Source organism: Pseudomonas aegrilactucae (assembly GCF_019168305.1).
Classification (GTDB): Bacteria; Pseudomonadota; Gammaproteobacteria; order Pseudomonadales; family Pseudomonadaceae; genus Aquipseudomonas; species Aquipseudomonas aegrilactucae.
On sequence record NZ_JAHTBI010000027.1, the window covers coordinates 23,763 to 41,689 of the forward strand.

At 62.2% G+C, this 17,927-nt stretch carries 16 protein-coding genes and 1 pseudogene; 8 read left to right on the forward strand and 9 right to left on the reverse strand.

Annotated features, from left to right (window positions below; genetic code table 11):
- Both KUO17_RS08370 and KUO17_RS08375 read left to right on the forward strand, forming a co-directional pair.
- A complete protein-coding gene (locus KUO17_RS08370) occupies positions 1 to 819 on the forward strand; it encodes a gamma-carboxygeranoyl-CoA hydratase (RefSeq protein WP_217974988.1) in 819 nt (272 codons plus the stop codon).
- Positions 816 to 2,744, forward strand: a complete 1,929-nt coding sequence (locus KUO17_RS08375) for an acetyl/propionyl/methylcrotonyl-CoA carboxylase subunit alpha (protein ID WP_217974991.1) — start codon at positions 816 to 818, stop codon at positions 2,742 to 2,744. Before KUO17_RS08370 ends, KUO17_RS08375 begins: the two co-directional genes overlap by 4 nt.
- Positions 2,745 to 2,795: 51 nt before the next feature.
- Here the strand turns inward: KUO17_RS08375 and KUO17_RS08380 are convergent, their stop codons facing one another.
- Positions 2,796 to 3,410 (reverse strand): LexA family protein, encoded by a 615-nt coding sequence (locus KUO17_RS08380; protein ID WP_217974993.1) that lies wholly within the window; start codon positions 3,408 to 3,410, stop codon positions 2,796 to 2,798.
- Between the two features lie 133 nt (positions 3,411 to 3,543).
- On the opposite strand from KUO17_RS08380, the gene KUO17_RS08385 reads away from it, so the two are divergent.
- From KUO17_RS08385 to KUO17_RS08395, 3 genes are all read left to right on the forward strand, one after another.
- Positions 3,544 to 3,882, forward strand: a complete 339-nt coding sequence (locus tag KUO17_RS08385; RefSeq protein WP_217974995.1) for a DUF6124 family protein — start codon at positions 3,544 to 3,546, stop codon at positions 3,880 to 3,882.
- Positions 3,883 to 4,325: 443 nt separating this feature from the next.
- Positions 4,326 to 4,838, forward strand: coding sequence for a DUF4880 domain-containing protein (locus KUO17_RS08390; RefSeq protein ID WP_217974997.1), 513 nt, complete (start codon positions 4,326 to 4,328; stop codon positions 4,836 to 4,838).
- Positions 4,839 to 4,886: 48 nt separating this feature from the next.
- Complete coding sequence (locus KUO17_RS08395; RefSeq protein WP_217974999.1) at positions 4,887 to 6,032, forward strand: M14 family metallopeptidase; 1,146 nt, start codon at positions 4,887 to 4,889, stop codon at positions 6,030 to 6,032.
- Between the two features lie 21 nt (positions 6,033 to 6,053).
- Here the strand turns inward: KUO17_RS08395 and KUO17_RS08400 are convergent, their stop codons facing one another.
- The 7 genes from KUO17_RS08400 to KUO17_RS08430 all read right to left on the reverse strand — a co-directional run bounded on the left by KUO17_RS08400 (position 6,054) and on the right by KUO17_RS08430 (position 12,408).
- Positions 6,054 to 7,034: a Csu type fimbrial protein gene (locus KUO17_RS08400; protein WP_217975001.1), complete on the reverse strand. Its 981-nt coding sequence runs from the start codon at positions 7,032 to 7,034 to the stop codon at positions 6,054 to 6,056.
- Positions 7,031 to 9,322, reverse strand: a complete 2,292-nt coding sequence (locus tag KUO17_RS08405; RefSeq protein WP_217975041.1) for a fimbria/pilus outer membrane usher protein — start codon at positions 9,320 to 9,322, stop codon at positions 7,031 to 7,033. The genes KUO17_RS08400 and KUO17_RS08405 overlap by 4 nt, the downstream gene beginning before the upstream one ends.
- Positions 9,323 to 9,431: 109 nt before the next feature.
- Positions 9,432 to 10,220 (reverse strand): fimbrial biogenesis chaperone, encoded by a 789-nt coding sequence (locus KUO17_RS08410; protein ID WP_217975003.1) that lies wholly within the window; start codon positions 10,218 to 10,220, stop codon positions 9,432 to 9,434.
- Positions 10,221 to 10,264: 44 nt separating this feature from the next.
- A complete protein-coding gene (locus KUO17_RS08415) occupies positions 10,265 to 10,765 on the reverse strand; it encodes a Csu type fimbrial protein (RefSeq protein WP_217975005.1) in 501 nt (166 codons plus the stop codon).
- A 3-nt stretch (positions 10,766 to 10,768) separates the two neighbouring features.
- Positions 10,769 to 11,302 carry a Csu type fimbrial protein gene (locus KUO17_RS08420; RefSeq protein WP_217975007.1) on the reverse strand — a complete coding sequence of 178 codons (534 nt, stop codon included), beginning with the start codon at positions 11,300 to 11,302 and terminating at the stop codon, positions 10,769 to 10,771.
- A gap of 16 nt (positions 11,303 to 11,318) precedes the next feature.
- Entirely contained in the window at positions 11,319 to 11,852 is a 534-nt protein-coding gene (locus KUO17_RS08425) for a Csu type fimbrial protein (protein ID WP_217975009.1), read from the reverse strand.
- Positions 11,853 to 11,880: 28 nt separating this feature from the next.
- Complete coding sequence (locus KUO17_RS08430; protein ID WP_341869598.1) at positions 11,881 to 12,408, reverse strand: Csu type fimbrial protein; 528 nt, start codon at positions 12,406 to 12,408, stop codon at positions 11,881 to 11,883.
- A 213-nt stretch (positions 12,409 to 12,621) separates the two neighbouring features.
- Here KUO17_RS08430 and zapE point away from each other — a divergent pair, with 213 nt between their 5' ends.
- A complete protein-coding gene (gene zapE / locus KUO17_RS08435) occupies positions 12,622 to 13,740 on the forward strand; it encodes a cell division protein ZapE (protein ID WP_425274839.1) in 1,119 nt (372 codons plus the stop codon).
- A gap of 4 nt (positions 13,741 to 13,744) precedes the next feature.
- Here the strand turns inward: zapE and KUO17_RS08440 are convergent.
- Positions 13,745 to 14,938, reverse strand: a pseudogene (locus KUO17_RS08440) (AMP-binding protein); the annotation flags it as partial.
- Between the two features lie 90 nt (positions 14,939 to 15,028).
- Between KUO17_RS08440 and KUO17_RS08445 the strand changes: the two are divergent.
- Both KUO17_RS08445 and KUO17_RS08450 read left to right on the forward strand, forming a co-directional pair.
- Positions 15,029 to 16,168: a tyrosine-type recombinase/integrase gene (locus KUO17_RS08445; protein WP_186517056.1), complete on the forward strand. Its 1,140-nt coding sequence runs from the start codon at positions 15,029 to 15,031 to the stop codon at positions 16,166 to 16,168.
- 1 nt (position 16,169) lies between these two features.
- Positions 16,170 to 17,822, forward strand: coding sequence for a hypothetical protein (locus tag KUO17_RS08450; RefSeq protein ID WP_217975013.1), 1,653 nt, complete (start codon positions 16,170 to 16,172; stop codon positions 17,820 to 17,822).
- Positions 17,823 to 17,927 lie beyond the last annotated feature (105 nt).

A 17,927-nucleotide genomic window follows, 5' to 3' on the forward strand; every position in this document is an offset into this window, starting at 1 on the left:
ATGAACGACTTCACCACCCTGGAACTGATCCGTGACCCGCGTGGTTTCGCCACCCTGTGGCTGAGCCGCGAGGCCAAGAACAATGCCTTCAACGCGCAGATGATCCGCGAACTGATCATCGCCATCGACCAGATCGCCAGCGATGCCAGCCTGCGCTTCGTGCTGCTGCGCGGGCGCGGCCGGCATTTCAGTGCCGGCGCAGACCTGGCCTGGATGCAGCAGTCGGCGCAACTGGACTACAACACCAACCTGGACGACGCGCGTGAGCTGGCCGAACTGATGTACAACCTGGCGCGGCTCAAGGTGCCGACGCTGGCGGTGGTCCAGGGCGCAGCGTTCGGCGGTGCACTCGGGCTGATCAGTTGCTGCGACATGGCCATCGGTGCCGACGACGCGCAGCTGTGCCTGTCCGAGGTGCGCATCGGCCTGGCGCCTGCGGTGATCAGCCCGTTCGTGGTGCAGGCCATGGGTGAACGTGCGGCGCGGCGCTACGCCTTGACCGCCGAACGCTTCAGCGGCCTGCGCGCCCGCGAACTGGGGCTGCTGGCCGAAGCCTACCCGGCTGCGCAGCTCGAAGCCCAGGTTGGCCAGTGGGTCGACAACCTGCTGCTCAACAGCCCGCACGCCATGCGCGCCAGCAAGGAGTTGCTGCGCGAGGTTGGCCACGGCGAACTGACACCAGCCCTGCGCCGCTATTGCGAGAACGCCATCGCCCGTATCCGCGTCAGTGCCGAAGGCCAGGAAGGCCTGCGTGCCTTCCTCGAAAAACGCACGCCGGGCTGGCAAGCCGCCCCCTCGGACAAGGAGCCACGCCCATGAGCCGTCCCGTGTTAACCACCCTGCTGGTCGCCAACCGTGGCGAGATCGCCTGCCGGGTCATGCGTACCGCCAAGGCCATGGGCCTGACCACCGTGGCCGTGCACAGCGCCATCGACCGTGATGCGCGGCACACACGCGAGGCCGACCTGCGCGTCGACCTGGGCGGCGCCAAGGCGGCCGAGAGTTATCTGGACATTCCCAAGCTGATCGCAGCGGCCCAGGCCAGCGGCGCCCAGGCGATCCACCCCGGCTACGGCTTTCTTTCGGAGAACGCCGGCTTTGCGCGGGCCATCGAGGCGGCCGGGCTGATTTTCCTCGGCCCGCCAGCCAGCGCCATCGACGCCATGGGCAGCAAGTCGGCGGCCAAGGCGTTGATGGAAGTCGCGGGCGTGCCCCTGGTGCCCGGCTATCACGGCGAGGCGCAAGACCTGGAAACCTTCCGCGCCGCTGCCGAGCAGATCGGCTACCCGGTACTGCTCAAGGCCACCGCCGGCGGCGGTGGCAAGGGCATGAAGGTGGTGGAGCAGGAAAGCCAGCTGGGCGACGCCCTGGCCTCGGCCCAGCGCGAAGCGCAGTCTTCGTTCGGCGATGCGCGCATGCTGGTGGAAAAATACGTGCTCAAGCCGCGCCACGTCGAGATCCAGGTGTTCGCCGACCAGCACGGCAACTGCCTGTACCTGAACGAACGCGACTGCTCCATCCAGCGCCGCCATCAAAAGGTCGTCGAGGAGGCCCCGGCGCCCGGCCTGAGCGCGGCTCAGCGGCAGGCCATGGGCGAAGCCGCCGTGCGCGCCGCCCAGGCCATCGGTTACGTGGGCGCGGGCACGGTGGAGTTCCTGCTGGATGCACGCGGTGAGTTCTTCTTCATGGAAATGAACACCCGCCTGCAGGTCGAGCACCCGGTGACCGAGGCAATTACCGGCCTGGACCTGGTGGCCTGGCAGCTCCGCGTGGCGTGCGGCGAGGCGCTGCCGCTGACCCAGGCCCAGGTGCCGCTGCACGGGCACGCCATTGAAGTGCGTCTGTACGCCGAAGACCCGGCCAACGACTTTCTGCCGGCCGCCGGGCACCTGGCGCTGTACCGCGAGTCGGCACCCGGTGAAGGGCGCCGGGTCGACAGCGGGGTCAGCGAGGGCGACAGCGTCTCGCCCTTCTACGACCCGATGCTGGGCAAGCTGATTGCGTGGGGCGAAGACCGCGAGCAGGCTCGCCTGCGCCTGCTGGCGATGCTGGATGAATTTGCCATCGGCGGCCTGAAAACCAACATCGGCTTTCTACGGCGCATCCTGGCCCACCCGGCGTTTGCCGCGGCCGAGCTGGATACCGGCTTCATCCCGCGCTACCAGGCGGACCTGTTGCCGCCACCCGGCACGTTGCCGGCAGCCTTCTGGGAGGCCGCGGCACGCGCGTTCGTCCACACCCAGGCCGTCACCTGCCGCACCGATGACGCTCATTCGCCGTGGGCCGCGCCCTCGGGGTTTCGCGCCGGCAGGCCGGCACAGGTCAACCTGCACCTGCGTTGCGGCACTGAAGACCAGGCCTTGAGCTTCGATCCCGCCACAGCTGCGCAGGAGGCGGTACGCCACCGGCACTTGGCGATTCGGCGAGGGCAAACGCTTTATCTGCAGTGGGACGGTGAGCTTCACGCTGTCAGCGCATTCGACCCGATTGCCGAAGCGGATGCCAGCCACAGCCATCAGGGCGGCCTGAGCGCCCCCATGAATGGCAGCATCGTGCGTGTGCTGGTGACGGTCGGCCAGGCGGTGGAAGCCGGGGCTCAACTGGTGGTGCTGGAGGCGATGAAAATGGAGCACAGCATCCGCGCGCCGCATGCCGGCACGGTCAAGGCACTGTATTGCCAGGAAGGCGAGATGGTCGGTGAAGGGGCGGCCCTGGTGGCGCTGGAGGCGGCAGTTCAGGACTGAAGCCGCCCTTTGCCGGCGCCTGCCTGCGGGCGCCGGCCAAGCGGGCCACCCTCACAGCCTGGTGAACGCCTGCACCACCACACCGAGCACCTCGGTGCCCTCCTCCAATGGCATTTTCGGCCAGGTCGGGTTGAGCGGCAGCAGATACCGCTGACCACCCTCCTCGACCAGTTGCCGGAACACCGCCGTCGGGTTGCCGGGCAGGCGTGCGATCACCAGGGCACCGACCTCGGCGACCCGCCCGCTGTCCACCAGCACCAGCATGCCGGCCGGCACGCTCAGGCCCATGGGCGAATTCATCGCGTCACCCTCCACTGCCAACCAGTAGCTCGGGCCATCGGCCAGGTGGTCACTGAGCAGCGTCGGCGCGCCCTCGGCGGGCTCGGCAAGACGCTCCCAGTCAGATAACGGGTAACGGAATGCACCCAACGCCTGGGTGGCATAGGCACCTGAAGGTTCGGCAACGCCCTCGCCAGGTATCACACCCATGCGGCCCATGCCCAGTACCCGCAGGATCTCGTCGATCTGTACCAGCGGCGGGGTGCTCCTTCCGCGTATCCAATGCCCCACGCCGCCTTGGGTCACTCCGAGGCGTTCGGCCAATTTTTCCTGCGTGAGGCCCAGCTCGCGCATTCTGGCTTTCGCCAGTACGTTCCATTTTTTCATCGCTGGCACGATACGGACTGACAGCAACGACTCAATACATAGATTGTAGTATTTAAAGCATGGAAACCAATACATTATGTACTTAGGATTGAAGGGTAATCTTTTCCTACTGACTACTAAGGAAGGCAGCCCCATGACAACACCTCCTTTCAGCGAGCTGGACAGCGAAGCCGCACGACGTGCGCTGGACTATTACCTCAACCCTACCCCCGCCATGGCCACTACCCCGGACGACTCGCTGGTGATCGCACGCCAGGACCTGACTGCACAGGACGCCGCCGAACACGCGGCGGACCTGTTGCGATGCGCGGCGGCCAGCGCCTATGAAGCCGCCAGCAACCTCAAAGGCAGCCAGCGCGACCTGGCCTTCTCGGTCATGCACATGATCAACATGGCCCGGGCACTGCTCAATCGCAGCCTGGCCGAATACAACAGGATCAATGACGCCGCCCAGGTCAAGGCGCCTGGCTGAGGGATGAGTGATGAGGGATACAGAGGGGCTGCCCGGCCATGAAAAACCAGCGGGCACAGGGCGACTGAATTTTTGTCGAATAACAGAAAATTCATTTGACTTGAAAATGAGAACGATTATTATTGCAAACAACTGGTCGCGAGACTGGTTGGATAACCTGAAAGCCCTTAGGTCGGACTCTCAGATTATCTCCTCATCAGGCTAATCACGGTTTTTGACCCGGCTTTTTGCCGGGTCTTTTTTTTGGCTCTTCAGGCTAATGAAGGCGGGTGGTGCTTGAATGGCAGCGATGATAGCAAATGAGTGTCTCAGAATGTAACCCCGAGACGGCTGTTTGCCGATTCAGCACTTGAGAATCAATCTCATGTAGATTAAGCTGTCGCTGCGTCAGGGAAGACGCCCCCTTTGTCTCAGTCGTTTTTTTTCTGCAAGGAGCTCGTAGCATGGCCCGTCTGTCGCTGCCCCTTGAACACCATCACCAAAGTGCCGACCTCGGTGAAGATGCCCTGCTGATGCGCTTGAAAAAGTTGCCACGTCGTGTGCAACAGGTGTTTCTGCTCAACCGTCTCGATCAACTGTCTTTCGCCAGCATTGCCCAGCGCCTGGACCTTACGGCGCATACCGTAGAGCACCACATGAGCCAGGTACTGCATGCTGCACTGCCCGCCCGAAGCATGTATTCCAGCGCGGCCGTGCAGTGGTACGTGCGCCTGCAAAGCCCGCACATCACCGCCAGCGAGCGGATAGATTTTCGCCGCTGGCTCGACGCTGCCCCTGATCACCTGCAGGCCTTCCACGCCACCGAACTGCGCTGGCGCAACCTGCTGGCTCCAGCGCGCCAGCTGGGTGAAGGGCTGTGGTATCGCCAGCCCTGGGCCGGGTTTTCGCTGGGGGGCTGCTCGGTGGCCATCGGGCTGGGACTGGCGGCGGCCCTGGCGATCGGTTTCTGGCCCTGAGCCAGGCGTGTAGAGTGGTTGGCACAACACTTCTACAGGAGCCTGGCCATGACCGTGACGCTGTCCCCCCTGCACATCGACTGCGCGTTCGATGCCGGTAACATCGAGGTCATCAACGCCAGCGACCCGTCCCATGCCCGCCTGAACATACGCCCCGACACCTGCAGCGAGCATTTTCAGTGGTTTCATTTCAAGGCCAGCGGGCTGACGCCAGGGCAGACGCATGCCTTCAGCCTGGAGAACGCCGGCCAGTCCTCCTACCACCAGGCCTGGAGCGGCTATCAGGCCGTCGCGTCCTACGATCAGCAACGCTGGTTCCGCGTGCCCACCCGGTTCGATGGCCGCACCCTGCACTTCACGTTGCAGGCGCAACAGACCGAGGCGTGGTTTGCCTATTTCGAGCCCTACCCACGTGCGCGCCACAACCAGCTGATCGAACGTGCCGTTGCCTCAGGCATCGCGCTGCTGGCTACCGGGCGCAGCGTCGAGGGCCGTGACATTGCCCTGCTGCGCGCCGGCGATGGCGCGGCGAGCAAGCGCAAGCTCTGGATCATTGCCCAGCAGCACCCCGGCGAACACATGGCCGAATGGTTCATGGAAGGCGTGATCGAGCGCCTGGAGCGCAACGATGCCAGCGTACAGGAACTGCTCAAGGTGGCTGACCTGTACCTGATCCCCAACATGAACCCCGACGGCGCCGTTCGTGGCCACTTGCGTACCAATGCCAGGGGCAAGGACCTCAACCGCGCCTGGCAGGACGCCACCTTCGAGCAGACACCCGAAGTGCTGTTTGCCCAGCAACAGATGAAACTGCATGGGGTGGACCTGTTCCTGGATGCGCACGGGGATGAGGAGATACCGCATGTGTTCACCGCAGGCTGCGAGGGCAACCCGGGCTATACGCCACGCATTGCCAAGCTGGAAGAGCAATTTCGCAGCACCCTGTGCACGCTGACCAAAGACTTCCAGACCACCCACGGCTACCCGCGCAGTGAACCCGGCAAGGCCAACATGACCTTGGCCTGCAATGCGGTGGGGCAAGCGCATGACTGCCTGTCACTGACCCTGGAGATGCCGTTCAAGGACCATGACGACGCGCCGGATGCGGTGACGGGCTGGTCGGGGCAGCGCTCCAAGGCGCTGGGCAGCACGGTGATCGACACCTTTGCGCGCATCGTTGGCGAGCTGCGCTAAGGGCTGACTATGCAGCTCGGCTCAGAACACAACGTCCAGGATCACGCTGTCGGTGTAGCTGGCCGCCGGCGGCGTGGGCTGGTCGGTATAGACCTTGGCGTTGTAGTTGAACACCTGGGCGCCGACCCCGGCCCCGCTGCCAGCACCAGGGCCGGGGTTGACGTCGGCATCGCTGCTGGCCCGGCGCGCGCCACCGTTTGAGCCCCAGCGCACGCTGCCGCCGCTCTTGTAGATGTCATAGGCCAGGTAGTTGTTGGCCGCCGACTTCATCCGGCGACGCCCGCCCGCGACGTTCAGCCCGTCATTGAGGCCAACCGTGTAACTGCTGCCCTTGGTGCACGACAGGTTGATGCTCTGGTTGACGGTGCCAAAGCCGCTGACCACAGGGGCAGTGCCGAACACGATGTTGGGCGTGGTGATCTGGCAGTCGTTGGTGACGGTGAGGTTGATGGTCAGGGTGGTGCTCAACGCCAGTTGCTGGCGGCCCAGGCAGATGTTCCCCAGACCGATGCCGTAGCAGTAGTCGATGTCCCAGGCCACGGTGAGGGTTTCCCGATACAGCCCAGCTGCCACATTGGCGCCGATCATGGTTTTCATGTAGAGGGGCAAGGTCTTGGGCGCGGTGCCCGCGAGCAAGCCCAGTGCATCGATGATGCCATTGCGGGCAAAGTCGTACGCCACCCCGCGGGTAATCGGAAAGCTGGTGCTGTTGTTGGCGTACAGGGTGTAGCTGATGACATCGCCGGTCGGGCCCACTAGCCCGTTGCTGCCCGTGACAGAGGTGAACGTGCCCTTGAAGAAGTCATTCGAGCGCAACAGGCTCAACAGTGAGCCGGTACACTCCAGGCCGCCGTTGACCGTGGAGGTCGACTGGATGTCCGTACGCACCAGGGTCGAACTGACCAGCCCGAACGTGGCCGGCGTGGTCGCCACCACGGCGCATTGCGCCGACACCTGCCCCGCCGCAAGCAGCGCCAGCAGGCCGCCGGCCCAGCGCTTCACTGGCACACCAGCGGGCCGATCAAGGCCACCTGGTCTTGCTGGGCCTGCAGGGGGAACTGCACGCGGCAACTGCCGCCGTCGGCCTTCTGCACCACCAGGCTATTGTGTTCACCGAGGTCTTCCAGGTACACCAGCCCGTCCCAGCCGACCACCGCTACCGCACCGCTCTGTTCATGCCTGACCTGGCTGCCCAGGGCCAATTCCTTCTGCGCGGTGTCGACCAGCACCAGGCTGGCCGCCAGCACCCGGCGCAACGGAAACTCCAGCAGGTAGCCGCTGCCCCGGCGCACCGCCACCCGCTGCTCGACGTTCGGGCTGCGCACGTCCGGCGGCAGTTCCAGCGGGTCGATCTCGTATTTGCCGCGGTAGTAGCCGCTGCTGTAAGGCACCAGCAGATGCCCCTTGCTGTCGGTGCGGCCCACCACCTGGTTCTCGTAACGCACCGGCACATCGGCAAAGCCGTCGGTGCTGACCAGCACGAAGGCATCGTCGATCCGATTGGCGGTGAACAGCCCGTCGTCCATCAACACCACCGAGCCACTGGCATCGGCCCAGCGTGTCATGTTGTCGCTGCTGCCATACAGCCCGGCCTGCAACTGCACCGACTGCAGGCGCCAGGTCACGTCGGCCTGGCGATAGGCTTCACGGTCGCCGCCGGCATAGCCCAGGTTGTAGCCCACGCCCCCGCCGGCAGGCACCGCACGGCTGTAGTTGACCCGGTGCAGGCTTTCGCCTTCGGTGTTGCGTTCAAGGCTCAGGGCCAGGGTGCCCTGCAGGTCGAACGGAATCACCAGTTGCGCCTGCACCGCCCACTGGCTGTCGTCCAGGTCGCGGTTGGCCGACAGGTACAGGCTGCTGTTGCCCCACAGCGGCTTGCTCCAGCTCAGGTTGACCAGTCGCGTGTGCGAATTGTCGGCGGCGCGCACATCGAAATAGCCTGCGCCCAGGCTGCCGTAGCGCTGCAGGTTGAGGCTCAGGGTGACCTGCTCGCTGCGCTGGCTGAGACGCACGTAAGGGCTGTCGAGCAACGACAGGTCGGCATAATCGCCATGGCGTTCCAGGCGCTGGTAATTGAAGCCCACCCAGCGGTTGTTGTACTGATACCCCAGGCTCAACTGCTGACCGCCACGCCCGTCGAAGCGGCTCTGGCTCAAGGCGGTGTTGAGCACCCCGAAGTTGCCCAGTTGCAGGTTGCCGCCCAGCCCGCCGAGGGCCAGCGAACCTGCGGCCTCGGCGTGGCTTTCAAGGGTGAGGTAATCGGTCAGGCCGTAACGCAAGGTGCCCGCGGCCACCCCTGGCCCGTAGGCAAAGTCGCGTAGGCCGTAGTCCCGACGCAGGCTGCCCGCCGCCACCGAGAAATCGGCCAGGCCCTGCTGCAGCAGGGTGCTGGTGACATAGAACGGCAAGGTGGTGGAGACCTGTCGACCGAGTGCATCGGTGGTCACCACCACGGCCTCGCCGGCACCGTTGATGAACGGCACGTTGGTCAACGTGTACGGGCCCGGCTGCAGCTCGGCGCTGGCGCTCTTGTAGCCGTTGATGAACAGGTCCACCGACGAGGGGACCGCCGCTTCACCGGCGAAGGCCGGCAAGGGATAGGTCACCAGGTCCGGGCGTACGGCAAAGTCACGCGACAGTTGCAGGCCGCCCAGGCGCACCGAACTGGTCCAGGGCAGGCCGCCAGTCACCACGTCGCCCGCCTCGAAGGTCAGCAGGCGCGCTTCGTCGGTGTAGCGCCAGGTGCTGTCATAGCGGCGAAAACCCTGCTGGTTGCCAGCGACATTATCGCCCGCCAGTGGCTGACGCCACTGCCCGGTGGTGGAAAAGGTGCCCCAGCTGTCGAACACCCGCAACTCGTTCCACGCTGCCAGGTAAGTGCCGCCGTCATCGGTGTCGCTGAGGTAGGCATCGTAGTTGAACAAGGCGCCGAAGCTGCTGAAGGCCGGGCTTGCGGATGAACGCGACAGATCGCCGACGCGCTGGTTCGGCAACCACGCCGGCGGCACCTCGATCAGCAGGCGCTGGCCCTGGCTGTCGTAGTCGGCGTGCAGGCCCTGGATGCTGTCCAGCGCAATTTCCGGGCCCGGCTGGCCAGGCAACTCCACACCCATCGCCTGCAGGTCGGCGCTCGCCATGTACAGGCGCCCTGCGCGCTGGTGCACCAGCACCACCTTAGCGTTGCTCATCTGGTTCACCAGCAGTTCCAGGTACAACGGCGCCTCGGCCGCCGCCTCCAGGCTTGTCGGTGGTGGCGGCAACTCGCCCGCAACAGCCTGCGCGGCCAACATCGCCGTCGCCAGGGCCAGACCACGCGCACTGGCCAGAGAACTGCTCACTCACCCTGTCCCACCATATCCGGGTCCTCCCTGGCCCCTGCTTCACCTTCGTGCGGCGGGCTCAGTGGCCCTGGTTGATGGTTTGGACCGGCTCCATGCCATTGACCCGGCCCTTGAGCACCGTGGCCGTGGACCCCGAGGCTGGCGCCGGCCAGCGCATGGTCGCGCCCGGCAGCACATAGCCCAGCAGGCCTTCGACGACCGGCCGGCTCTGGCTGCCCTGCTGCATGACCATATCGGTCAGGCGCGCGTGCACCGGCCCGACATTGCGGATTTCGACATAGGGCTTGCCGTGTACCGACACCTGCCGCCAACTCAGCAGCGGCTTGCCCACGCTGGCGGCATCACGCTTGCCGTCAGCATCCGGCTTGCTCCACAGGCCTTGGCCGTACACGAACAGAGGCACCGAATAGCGCATCTGGAAGCGGATCGCGGCCTGGGGCGGGGTATTGGCGTCTGTGGCCGGCAAGGCCGGGGGGATCTCGTCGATGATGATGCGGTAGGCCTGTTCCTGGCCGGCCGGCGACTGCCCGGTACGGGTCAGGCGGATCAGTTGCTTCTGGCCCGCGGCCAGGGTGGCCACCGGCGGGCTGCCGATGATCTCGCGCTGCGCCTGGAACTGGTCGTCGAACTCGCCCTGGCGCCAGGCGAACACCCTGACCTGCAGGCTGGCGGGTGTGTCCCCACGGTTTTCCAGCCATAACGCACCCGCCTTCTGGTCGGCTTGCAGCACCGGATCGATCGGCCAGATCAATACCGATGTCGCCGCCTGTACCACCCCTGTACCCAGCAATGCGCCCACCACGGCGACACCGCCCATTGCTCGCGAACCACGCGCGTACCACCCCATGCACCGTCTCCTCAGGCATTTTCGATACAACCCTGGCCACTACCTCACCAGGACAACACCACTTGCACCACGTCGGTGTAGCTGCCGGCCGGCAGCGTGCCGGGCAGTTGTGCCCGGGCAAACACCGGCAGCTTGATCGCCGTCGGGTCGCTGTAACTCACTGTCACGTTCTGGCTGATGCCCAGCACCTGGGACAGCCCGGCGTCGCGATACAACTGGTAGGGCACCAGTGACGTGCCACTGCTGCGTTTGAGGTTGCGGGTGCCGGCACTGCTGTTCAGTCCGCCATCCACACTTATGCTCAGGGCAACGCCCGGCGTGCACTGCAAGGTCACTGTGGTGCCGCCCAGCTGGGTCGTGGCGGGGCCGGTGGCCAGCGCCGAGTACGTGCCGAAGTTCAGGTTGCCATAGCTGCTCACCCCGCCCACCACCAGGCACCCGGCGGCGATCGTGGCGCTGACCTGAAAGGTGCTCTGCAAGGCGGCATCCAGCGGCCAGGGCAGCGCGCAGCCGAGCAGCACCAGCCCGTTGCACAGCCGGCGCATGGCTCAGAAACTCAGCTCGACCGCGACTGTGTCGGTGTACACCCCCGGCGGCAATGCCGGCTTGCCGACCGCACGGCCATACAAGGTAACGATCTGCGCCGTGCCCGTACTGGTCGCCAGCGCGACAGTGCCGTTGATCGGCAGCAAGGTTGTGTGCGAAGCATCGGTGTAGAAATCGTACGGCACATAGTTGGTGTTGAAGGCCATCGCACGGGTACCGCCACTGGTTGCCGCGTCATGCGCACCGGCGCCTACCTTGAGCACCGGAGAGGCGCCGGGCGAACACAGTACGCTGATCGCGCCGCCACCGCCCACGCCGATCACCTGGCTGTTGGCCTCGGTAAACAGGGCAATCTGCGAACCGAAATCCAGGGTACCGAAGTTGACGGCGGTGGTCGCCGTCGAGCCGTTGACCTGGCAGGCCGCGGTCAGCGTCAGGGTCGCGTTGATGTTGCCGGTGACGGTAGCCGCCTGGGCCTGGGTCGCGAGTGCCAGGCCAAGGCCTGCAATAAGGATTCGGGAAACGTGAGGATGCATGGGTCACTCCTTGTTTTTACCAGTCCAGGGTCACCATCAGGGTGTCGCGGTAGATACCGGCCGGCAGCGCCTTGGGCTGTGCCACCACGGCGCCGTAGATAGGGATGGGGATTTGTGCAGCGCTGCTGATCGAAAAATTGCGTTGCTGGCCGATGTCGTACCGCGCCGTGCCGTTGGGGTCGGCCGCCAGCTGATACGGGATCAACTCGCGGCCGTTGCTCAGGCGGCGCACGCCACCGGCATTGTTGCTGCCACCGTTGATGCTGACCGTGAAGGCGCGTACCGAAGGGTTGCAACTGACCTGCAGGGTGCCGTTGCCAGCGTTTTCATCCAGGTTGGCATTGATCGGCTGCGTCCAGGTCGGGCCCTGGCGACCAAAATCGAGCAGGCCCAGGCCGCGGCCCACCGGCTCGCCTGCCGGGGTATTGCTGATCTGGCAGGCGGCGCTGATCACCAGCCGCGCCTGGATATGCCCGCTGACCGCGGCATTGGCGGTGGGGCAGACAAGCAGTGGCCCCAGGCTGATCAACACAATGTATGAGGGTTTCATGCTGCCAGTTCCTTTAGCGTGCACAGGTTCACCAGGTCACGGTCACCTTGAGCAGATCCGAGTAATGGCCGACACGTGGCACGTCGGCCAGGCTGTCGATACGGGCATACAGCGGCAATTCGACTGTCCCCGAATCCGGCACGCGCGCATGCTGGGCAGTGTTGACTGCCAGCGGGTTGCGCCAGGCGGGGTCCTGGTACAGACGGTAGGGAATGGGGCGTGCGTCGGGTTGGTTGCTGGCCAGGTAGCGCACCTCGCCAATGCCGCCGTGCTGGCCGCCATCGACCTGCACCTGGTAAACCGTATCGGGGTTGCATTCCAGGCGCGGCGGGCGCTGGTTGAGCAGTACACTGCTGAGCGGCCCGGCAGGGCCATTCAGCCGAGCGGTCGGGCCAAAGTCGAGTACGCCCTGGGCCTGGGCGCCGGCATCGCGGGTTTGATGCACCAGCTGGCAACCGCGCTGCACATCGACCCGTACCTCGACCAGAAAATCGGCGGCGGCAACGCTGTCTACGACGATCAGCCCAAACAGCGCTGCCCAAGAGCGTCCCTTCACCGTAACCATCCTTCAATGCAGAATTCATCTGAAACTGAGGGTAGCAGCCGAAGAAAAACCTGCCAGCCAGATCAGAAATGTACGGCCCCGGTACAAGCACAGTCCTACAGCTTTTTCCGACACCGGCATCACTGGCAGGAAAACCCCCTATTCGGTACATTAGCCGCGCCACTGTGCCTGGCCCACCGACCCGCCCCCCGCAGGAGCCCGTGATTGACCGCCTTGCCGCCGTCCTGGATACGTTCACCGCTGCGTGCGTTGCGCCAGCGCCTGGCTGCGCGCCCTCACCCGCCCGGCGACGCGCAGCGCGCCGGGCAAGTGACCGAGTTCTTCCGACGAAAGGCAGCTCAACAGGGCTACACCCTCAGCCACGGCCAGCAGCGCGTGATTGCCTGCATGGCCGAGCAGGCAACGCGACTGGAGGCGGGCACGGCGTGCAGCCTGTACCTGTACGGCGCGGTAGGCCGGGGCAAAAGCTGGTTGCTCGACGGCTTTTTCCAGTCGCTTGAACACCCGCACAAGCGCCGCCTGCACTTTCATGACTTCTTCGCCCAACTGCACCAGGGCATGTTCACCCATCGCGATCAGGACGATGCACTGGGCGCCACTCTGGATGGCCTGCTGCAAGGTTGCCGGGTGCTGTGTTTCGACGAATTCCACGTGCATGACATCGGTGACGCGATGCTGATCACCGGGCTGTTCAAGGCGTTGTTCGAGCGGCGCATCTTCGTGCTGCTGACCTCCAACTACGCACCTGAAGGGCTGCTGCCCAACCCGATTTACCACCAGCGCTTCGAACCGGTGATCCGCCTGATCAAGGCCCATATGCAGGTGCTGGAAGTCGGTGGCGATCAGGACTACCGCAGCCACCCCACTGCCGGCAGCCAGCAGCGCTTCACCCAGGGCCACTACCTGTGGCCGGGCAGCCCGGCGCAGCGCCAGGCGGTGAACCTCCCGCAGGGCCGCGAGCCGGTGCAACTGGAGGTGGGCAAGCGCCACCTGCATGCCTTGTTCAGCCAGGCGCGCACCGTCGGCTTCGCCTTCGACGCGATCTGCGAACAACCTACCGCGGTGATGGATTACCTGGAGCTGGCGCGCCGCTTCGACCACTGGATCATCGAGCAACTGCCCGACCTGTCCGAATGCTCGATAGCCGCGCAGCAGCGCTTCATCAACCTGGTGGACGTGCTGTACGACCAGGACAAGCACCTGGTGCTGATCGGCCAGCAGCCATTGCCCGACAGCCTGGGTGGCAGCGCCATCGACCTGGCGCGCACGCGCAGCCGGCTGGGTCAGCTCAACGCGCTGGGCCCTGCCGGCTGTACAGGCTGAGCCTTCAGCCGGCGCGCGCCAGGTTCGCCAGCACGCTTTCTATTTCCGCCAGCACCGCCGGGTCATCCAGCGTCGAAGGCGGCGTGTAGGGCTGGTGGTCGGCGATCTTGCGCAGCACCGCCCGCAGAATCTTGCCCGAGCGCGTCTTGGGCAGGCGCTTGACCACCCGCACCTGGTTGAAGCACGCCAGCGCACCGATCTGCTCACGCACGGTGGCGACCAGTTCGGCCTGCAATTGCTGCTCGGTCAGGTTCATGCCGTCCTTGAGCACCACCAGCGCCAGGGGCACCTGTCCCTTGATATCGTCGTGCACACCGACCACTGCGCATTCGGCAACCGCGCGATGGCTGGCCACCAGGTCTTCCATTTCGCCGGTCGACAGGCGATGCCCCGAGACGTTGATCACGTCGTCGGTGCGCCCCATGATGTAGACGAACCCGTCCTCGTCCAGGTAGCCGCCGTCGCCGGTGTGGTAGTAGCCCGGATGGCTGTGCAGGTAGGCCTGCAGGTAGCGCGGATGATCGCCCCACAGCGTCTGGCTGCAACCCGGTGGCAGCGGCAGCGCGATCAGGATGGCGCCCTGCTCGTTGGGCCCCAGCAGGTGCCCGTCATCATCCACCACCTGCACGTGATAACCCGGCACTGCGCGGTTGCTCGAGCCTGGACGCACACCGCTGCCCTCCAGCCCCACGCACGGGGCCGTCACCGGCCAGCCGGTCTCGGTCTGCCACCAGTGGTCATGCACCGGCTTGCCACTGGCCGCTTCCAGCCAGTGGTGGGTACTGGAGTCGAGCTTTTCACCGGCCAGGAAAATCTGGCGCAGCGAACTCAGGTCGTAGCGGCGCAGCAACTCGCCCTCGGGGTCTTCCTTGCGAATCGCGCGCATGGCAGTCGGGGCGCAGAACAATGCGTTGACCCGGTACTGCTCCACCACCCGCCAGTACGCCCCGGCGTCCGGCGTACGGATCGGCTTGCCTTCGTAGAACACCGTGGTGCAGCCGTTCATCAGCGGCCCGTACACGATCAGCGAATGCCCGACCACCCACCCCACATCGGAGATGCCCCACCACACATCACCCGGCTGCATGCCATAGATGTACTTGAGGGCGAACGACAGTGCCACGGCATTGCCGCCGTTTTCGCGCACGATGCCCTTGGGTTTGCCGGTGGTGCCGGAGGTGTACATGATGTTAGGGGGCGTTTGAATCGTTAGCTGATGTCTCTGACTTGATCTACGCTTCCCTCAGATGATCAAGCCCAGCTCCAAGCTTTCCATCAAGGGACATCCATGCACCTGATCCTTTCCACCCGAGAGTTCAAGCTCGCAGGCCTGTCTCTCGAAGGCTTCCCCATCCTTCTGCACGACAGCATGGAGAGCTGCGTCCCAGCGAATGATTTTCTGAGGAGCTACCTCCGGCGTGGAGCCATTCGCTCACCCAAAACATGGGCAGCCGCCGGAGAAGCTCTTTATGACTATTTTTCATTTCTTCAAGCTCATAACTTGCACTGGCGCGATGTGGATCGGGGAGAGTCGAAAACGCTCTTACATGCTTACCGCGACTACTGCTTTAACATCCATAACTTGGCCACGAGAACAGTTCGCCTTCGCTTGTTTTTCATCTTGAGATTTTATAAATACGCACTGAAGACCGGCTTGGTTTCAAAGCTACCAACCGACCTAGAAATCCGAGCAGTATTTAAAGACCCATCTTACCTCGCTCACATTAGTGGATCTAGCACTACAGCAGAGGCAAGCGATGTGATGCCGCGCCTCGCAAAAACACTACCAAAATATCTAACAATGAAGCAAACCAAACTAATTATAAAATCAACGAAAAACGTGCATCATCGAGCGCTTATAAAATTTGCCCTCAGAACTGGACTGCGTAGAGAAGAGCTTGCCACGTTCCCGCTTAATTACATCAAGAAAGCACTGGCCACGCCCGGCAAAACAGCAAATGTCAAAATTCTTCTGGATCCAGAAGATGGATCCGGGATAAAAACTAAGCGCAAAAAATCTCGCTCCATCTGGGTCAGCCGCTCGCTTATAAATGAAGTTAACTTGTACATCAAGCACTACAGGGGTGAAAGGATCGGCCTGGGCAGGACGGACAATGAAAGGCTTTTCGTGAACCAAGATGGACGGGGTTATTCAAATGGCGGAAAAGCCCTTGAGAAGATAGTTAAAAACATAGGTCGCTCTATAGGACTGGAGGTCACGCCGCATATGCTCCGGCACACCTATGCCACCCATACGCTTGTTCAACTCCAGCGTACCCGTAGCGTAGTTGATCCTATCGCGTTCCTGAGAGATCAATTAGGTCACTCATCAATTAATACGACAATGATCTACGCCCACCTTGTCGATGACTACGTAGACGATGCTGTGCTGGAGTATGACCGCGAGCTAAGCGAGTTGGAGGACTGACATGGCTAAAAAGAAGGTATTTCAGTCCTCAGACCTATCCACCCCTGAAATAACGCCCGACATCAACTCTTCAGAACCGTCAATACACGATTTGAAGATTAATCATACTGTAGTGTTTCCCGCCAACCCTACGGGCAGGGTCGGATTCTCCTTCAAAAAGTGGTATGGAAAGAAAATCGATGCGATCACCTACATATTCCACGTACAAATTCTTCGCTTCGTAGCCAAACAAGACGCACAGCTTGAAACCGCCACCGTAGCGTCAATCTGCGGAGCCGTTGGAACTTTCCTTACTTATCTGGTGCTTCATGCCAGGACTCTAAATAAGATGCTAGTCCCTGCGGACATCAACAGCGAAATGATAAACGGCTTTTTGCATCACACCTCTCAACTTGGGCTAGCCATATCTGCTCAACGGGGAAGATTTTCACTAATAAAAACCGCACTACTGGCATTAGGTCAGCGCGGTATTTTCAAATTGGTAACTCACGGCCCGGATAAGACATTCCCCTTAAACCCGTTTCCCAACTCGAATCGATCCATGAAAAAGGCAGAGGGACTCACAAACTCGGAAAAGAAATCACTATTATCAGCACTGCGATCAGCTATCCAGCCAATCTGGGATAACACACAGCCGCTGACAAGTGAGGTTCTCTCCTACTGCCTTCTTATTGTTGCTCTCCATACCGGTAGAAATACCCACCCCCTGCTTGAAATGCCCCCGGACTGCCTGAAGCCACATCCGAAGGATGATACTTTTTTCCTAGTTCTATGGAAGCGTAGAGGGCATAACACGTATAAGGTAGCTTTACGCGAAGAGAGCGAGACTGAAAAAAACTTGGACTCAATGCCTGGAGTTCGATCAAACGTGGCGCGCATGATCAGGCAGGTCATCTCGCGCACCCAACCGCTCCGAGAGCAAGCAACCTATAATAGAGTCTGGCTTTACCGATCGCGCGAATCCGGAAAGCACGACAAGATCTGTTACCTTTCATCATCAATGTTGCAGTCTGCAACCGCGAAGTTGGTAGCCGACTATAACCTTAGAGACAACCAAGGTAATCCGCTGAAAATCACGGTATCAAGATTACGGAAGACCTTCGCCAATCGAATTTATGAGATTCTTGATGGTGATATTGCCAGTACTGCCAGAGCACTGGGCAACAGCCCAAGAATCACAAGTGATAACTATCTAGCTCCTACAACGGAAAGCAAGCAGAATTGGCGCTTTATGGGTGAGATCCTTGTTAAAGAGCTACTTTCTAATACCATAGGCAACACCTATCACAAAACACCAGTTGCCAACTGCAACAACAGTACTCGCAGCCGCTTCATGAATCGAAGTGATCCAATCTGCACGAGCTTTTTGAACTGTGTACGCTGTGAGCATTTCGCAGTGACCTCAGATGACCTGTATAAGCTTTTCAGCTTTTACTTCAGAATATTCAAAGAGCGCAATAACATGCCTAAACACAGGTGGAATCGGGAGCTTGCCCATATCCCGAGACTCATCGACAAATACATTGTCGCAGAGGGCGTTAGCCGTGGAATTTTCAAACAATCCGCAGTAGACGAAGCCAAAGCTCAAGCTCAGAAAAATCCGCATCCATTTTGGAGTTCCGACTGCATTCCTGGCATTGAGGTGATTTCATAATGGATACATCATACAGACCTAATACTGAACGTGAGCTCAGCCCTGTCGATTTAAAAAAAAATCCCGACATCTGAACGCGACCTTCTGCCCATTGCGGTTATTAAT